This is a genomic window from Bradyrhizobium sp. (genome assembly GCF_035273305.1).
In the GTDB taxonomy this organism is placed as follows: domain Bacteria; phylum Pseudomonadota; class Alphaproteobacteria; order Rhizobiales; family Xanthobacteraceae; genus Bradyrhizobium.
In genome coordinates this window covers 1-4,651 of sequence record NZ_DATEPI010000277.1, presented here as the reverse complement: position 1 = coordinate 4,651, position 4,651 = coordinate 1, and the positions used below count along the sequence as shown (strand labels likewise).

2 protein-coding genes and 1 pseudogene are annotated in these 4,651 nt (G+C 59.2%); all 3 read left to right on the top strand.

All coding sequences use genetic code 11. From position 1 onward, the window contains the following. Window positions 1–360 precede the first annotated feature (360 nt). The gene (locus VJV58_RS18485; RefSeq protein ID WP_324138812.1) at window positions 361–2,598 is read left to right on the top strand and encodes a TOMM precursor leader peptide-binding protein; all 2,238 of its coding nucleotides are present in this window, start codon (window positions 361–363) and stop codon (window positions 2,596–2,598) included. Between the two features lie 258 nt (window positions 2,599–2,856). Beyond that, window positions 2,857–4,074 (top strand): SagB family peptide dehydrogenase, encoded by a 1,218-nt coding sequence (locus VJV58_RS18480; protein WP_324138811.1) that lies wholly within the window; start codon window positions 2,857–2,859, stop codon window positions 4,072–4,074. 249 nt (window positions 4,075–4,323) lie between these two features. Then, window positions 4,324–4,651 (top strand): annotated as a pseudogene (locus VJV58_RS18475) (hypothetical protein); the annotation flags it as partial.

The following is a 4,651-nucleotide window of genomic DNA, read 5'->3' as shown; positions in this document are numbered from 1 at the left end:
TGCAGAGGTTGCCGTGGCTGCAGAGGTTGCAGGGGCTGCGGGTGCGGAGGAGGCTGCGGGGGCTGCTGTCTCTCGTGGGGAGCTTGCCGCTGGTGCTAGTCGAGCGGACCGATCTCTCAATACACTGATGACAAGCTCATTCTGGCCGGGTCCGATGAAATCGACCCGGCCGATGCATGTCCTGTTTGGCCAGCAAGCGCCTGCCATGGTCTCATCGATAAGGCCCGAGCGATCGATTGTGTGCGGCCTTGGATCATCCCCGAACCGGAGATTCCACTCCTTCGCGTATGCGCGAGGCCGTACACTGCGTAACTTGCACGCGCTAATCCCATGAAGGGCAGGACCAACACATCAGGGCGCATGGCCGACAACAACATTCCGCGCTTTGCGCCGAATTTCACAGTCTATGTATTACCGCCCGACCTCGTATGTCTCTACTCCGAAGACCGGAAGTTCTTTCTTCACGGCGAGCTTTATTGCGCTCTCGCCGCTGCGATAGCGCAGGGCGGACGAAATGTTCGACAACTTGTTGGCGACCTTCAACGTCGTTTTCCCTCGGACAAGATCGAGGAAGCGTTCAATCGGCTGATCGAGCGCCGCTACATAGCTCCAGCTTCCCCCTCCTCCGCTGGCGCCGTCGCAGGATATTGGGCGAGCCTCGGAATGCCGCCCGACATGGCCCAGCAAAACTTGCGGAATTGCCGCGTCCGCATCCATTCGCTCGGAGTGCAGGGAGAAGCCGAACTCGGTAACGCACTCCGCGAGCTTGGCGTTCGCGTCGTAAGTCGTGCTCCCGATCTGACGGTCACCATGGTGAGTGATTATCTCGATCGGCGCTTGGGCGAGTTGAATCGACAACGTGTATCGGACCGATCGCGCTGGCTACTCGTTCAGCCGTCGGGAGCATTTCCGCTGGTGGGACCAGTCTTCATCCCCGGAGAAAGCGCCTGTTGGACTTGCCTGTTCGACCGCATGATACGAAATCGGGAGGTTAAGGGCTTTCTGGACCGCGAAACGAAAGGTCCGCTCGCGGCGTCTCCGCTCGTGAACAACTCGGTCGGACAAAGCGCGGTCCAGCTTGCAGCTCTTGAGATCGCCAAAGCAATTGCCACCAGTTTTCGTACCGAGTTGCGCAATCACATCGTCAGCCTCGACCTGTTAGGCTCGGCGATTGCCAAGCATTTCGTGACCGCTCGCCCGCAATGCCCGACTTGCGGCCGCAAGAAACTCTTGGACCCACGCCGTTCACCAGAGCCGATTGAGCTTGGAGCCGGCGACAAACTGTTCATGACCAGCGGTGGATACCGAACCGTTCCGTCTCGGAGTACGGTCGCGCGTTTTCGCAAGCACGTAAGTCCCCTCACGGGCGTAGTCACCCGGCTCGAGCGGATCGAAGCCGATCTGCCCATGAATACCAATTACTTTGCGGCCCATAACTTTTCAGCGCCGGCCCAGAACGTCGATCAACTCAGGGCGGGCTTGACCGGCGGCAGTTTCGGCAAGGGCAGTACAGCCGAACAGGGTGAGGCCAGCGCGTTGATGGAAGCTATCGAGCGCTATTCGGGAATTTTCCAGAGCGATGAGATCAGGAGGATGCGTCGCTTCACAGATTTCGCTCCGGGCGAAGCCATTCGCCCTAATGACATCCTGCTATTCAGCGAAGCCCAATCGCAATCGCCCTCGGACAAACGGACTGAGAACGAGGCCGATCATACACAAATGGCCCCGCCCTCATTTGATCAATCCGCGAAAATCGAATGGTCGCCGGTCTGGTCGCTGCGCGACGGCGGCTTCAAATATGTTCCGACGAGTCTTCTGTATTTTTTTTATAGCGGCCCTGCCGCCTTCCACGCGGATTCCAACGGTTGCGCCGCCGGCAACACGCTTGAAGAAGCAATCGTCCAGGGATTTCTCGAACTGGTGGAACGGGATTCATATGCCATCTGGTGGTACAACCGCTTGAGGCGGCCGGAAGTGGACCTAAGCCAATTCGACGACTCCTATATTCGCGATCTGCAGAGTCAGCTTGCCGATTCCGGACGCCGGCTATGGGTGCTCGATGTGACTAACGATCTCGGCATTCCGTCATTCGTTGCGATCCTGCACTGGATGCAAAACGGCCAGGAAAACATCGAGTTCGGCTCCGGGGCGCACTTCGATAGCCGGATCGCTTTGCTGCGTGCCTTGACGGAGCTGAACCAGTTCCTGTCCATTGGCCTCATGGGAGGCGGCACGGGCGAGAAATCGAGCCTCGATGGCACCACTCCGCTGCACCTGCAGGAATACCCCTTTCTAAGCCCGAGTGGGAAGCCGACGAACTACGTCCGCTCCGGCGAGAAGGTCGGGCTGCATCGCAACACTCGCGAACAAGTCGACGCTTGTGTCGAGATCGCCCGGCGAGCCGGTCTCGATTTTCTGGTCCTCAATCAGACCCGGCCGGACGTCGGCGTGCCGGTCGTCAGGGTCATCGTTCCGGGGCTTCGGCATTTCTATCGCCGCTTCGCGCCAGGCCGTCTTTACGACGTTCCAGTGAGGCTGGGGTTGTTGGAGCGGCCTCTGTCAGAGGGCGAACTCACACCGTTTCTACCCCACACCTGAGGATCTGGCTTGCGGACTCCCGGAAAACGCCGAGCTTCCCCGACCGCGCGCTCGACAATTTCCGCTAGGCTAATCAAGCACGTCGCGCTCGAAACTCGCGCTGACGGAAATATCCTCGCCTGTTTCGATGATCATGGCGTCCCCTTGGGCAATTTCAGTGAGGAGGCGCGCAAGCGTGCTCACAGTCTTCGCTCAGGTCTGCCACTCGCCTCGTTTGCAGCAAGTAGACGAGCCGCCGATCAGGAGCTCGGCCGATTGGTGCGGCGATTGGCCCAACGCGGCCTGCTGGAATACCGCTTCGGCCGTGTGCGCAAAACGGATGACGTGATCATTGAACCGCAAATGGCCGGTTATTGGCCGCGAACTCCAAGGCTTAGTGCTGCGGCAACGCTCGTTTTGTCGCGGTTCGCCTACCTGCGGCGGCGTGGCAATGAGATGATTTTGGAGTCTCCCTTGGCCGGGGCATTGGTCCGGATTTGCGACACCAGGATCGCAACCGCCCTCGCCACGCTGTGCACACCTCAAAAGGTCAGCGCATTGAAAGGACAGCGCGGCTTTCCCGGACTAGAGCTTCTCGCTTTGCTGGTGGATTGCCAGATTCTTTTAAAGGTTGAAGTGGCCAAGGGCGACAGACTGCGATTGAGCGAAGGTGACGAGAACCTCGCGCTTTGGGATTTTCACGATCTTGCGTTTCACGCGCGCAGCAACGAAGGCCGGCACGCCAATCCGTCGGGCGGGCTTTATTCCTATGCAGGTGTGATACATCCTCCACCCGCAGTGCGTCCGCGCTGGCCCGGGAAAACGATCGATTTGCGCGCCCACTCGTCAACGCCCTCGGAAACGATTTCGCCGCTCGCCAGGATTTTGGATGAGCGTCACTCGACGCGTGATTTTGATGCCCAGCGGCCGATCACACTGGGCGAGCTTGCACGGTTTCTCGATGCCAGCGCGCGCGTGCGCAGAAAATGGACGACCAACCTGGACCTTACCAACGATGCTCCTGAGGTCGCGTACGCCGCCCGGCCGTACCCATCGGGAGGCAGCGCGTACGAACTCGAGCTATATCTCGCCGTCGCCAATTGCGAAGGGCTCGAATCCGGATTCTATCACTATGATGCCGACCGGCATGTGTTGGTGCCGATCGCTACGCGCCAGCAGGAACTCGAAGGACTGTTTGCGGCAGCTGAGTTCGCGATGGACGCGGCCGGCCCGCCGCAGATCCTGATCACGGTCGCCGCCCGCTTTGCACGAGTGTCCTGGAAATACAGCTCGATCGCTTACTCGCTGATATTGAAGGATGTAGGCGCAGTCATCCAGACTATGTACTTGATGGCGACGGATATGGGGCTGGGTGGCTGTGCGATCGGAACCAACAACATCGATTTATTCGCCACCCTGACCGGAATTGAATTCCACGTAGAGGGTCCGGTTGGACAGTTCGCGCTCGGTCGCGGCAGGGACGCTGTAGGGGAGTAGGAGTACGACGCTTAATGGGTCAGTCTGGTTGCCTTTGCTGCCAATCAGCCCTCGTAACGACGACAAGTCAGTGTCGCTCCATTTCCACAAAGCAGGACAGAGACTCGTCCCTCGCGAAGGAGCGCCACGCAAGCAAGAAGGTCGATTGCGTCCTCGGTCAGCGGTTGTATTATCCCGGGCCAATGCTGTTTAACGTTGCTGTTCGCGAGAGGCACTTACATGCGCCAATGTGATAATTGGACCTTTTTCTTGGGTCGGCTGGTGCTTGCCCTGTCCCTGATCGGCATGTTTGCCGTCTGCACGCCCCTACGCGCCGGTACCGACGAGGACGCCGTTATTGCCAGGAACCTGGCGGATATGCTGCGTGCAGCGCGCCAGGTGATCTCGAGCAATCAGGAGCGGATCAATGACCCCAACATCGGTGACAAAGGTTTGACCGGTCACGTGGTGCTGGAGCAGGCGATCGAAATATTCAAGAAGACCACCGGAACGGATCCGGCCACCATTGATCCGTCCTCGCGCCTTGGCAAGCTCCTGCGCGCCCAGATGGACGCGATCGTGGACGCCACAGATGCGA

Coding starts and splice junctions, on each gene's coding strand:
- VJV58_RS18485 (WP_324138812.1), top strand. CDS start 361: ATGGCCGACAACAACATTCCGCGCTTTGCGCCGAATTTCACAGTCTAT.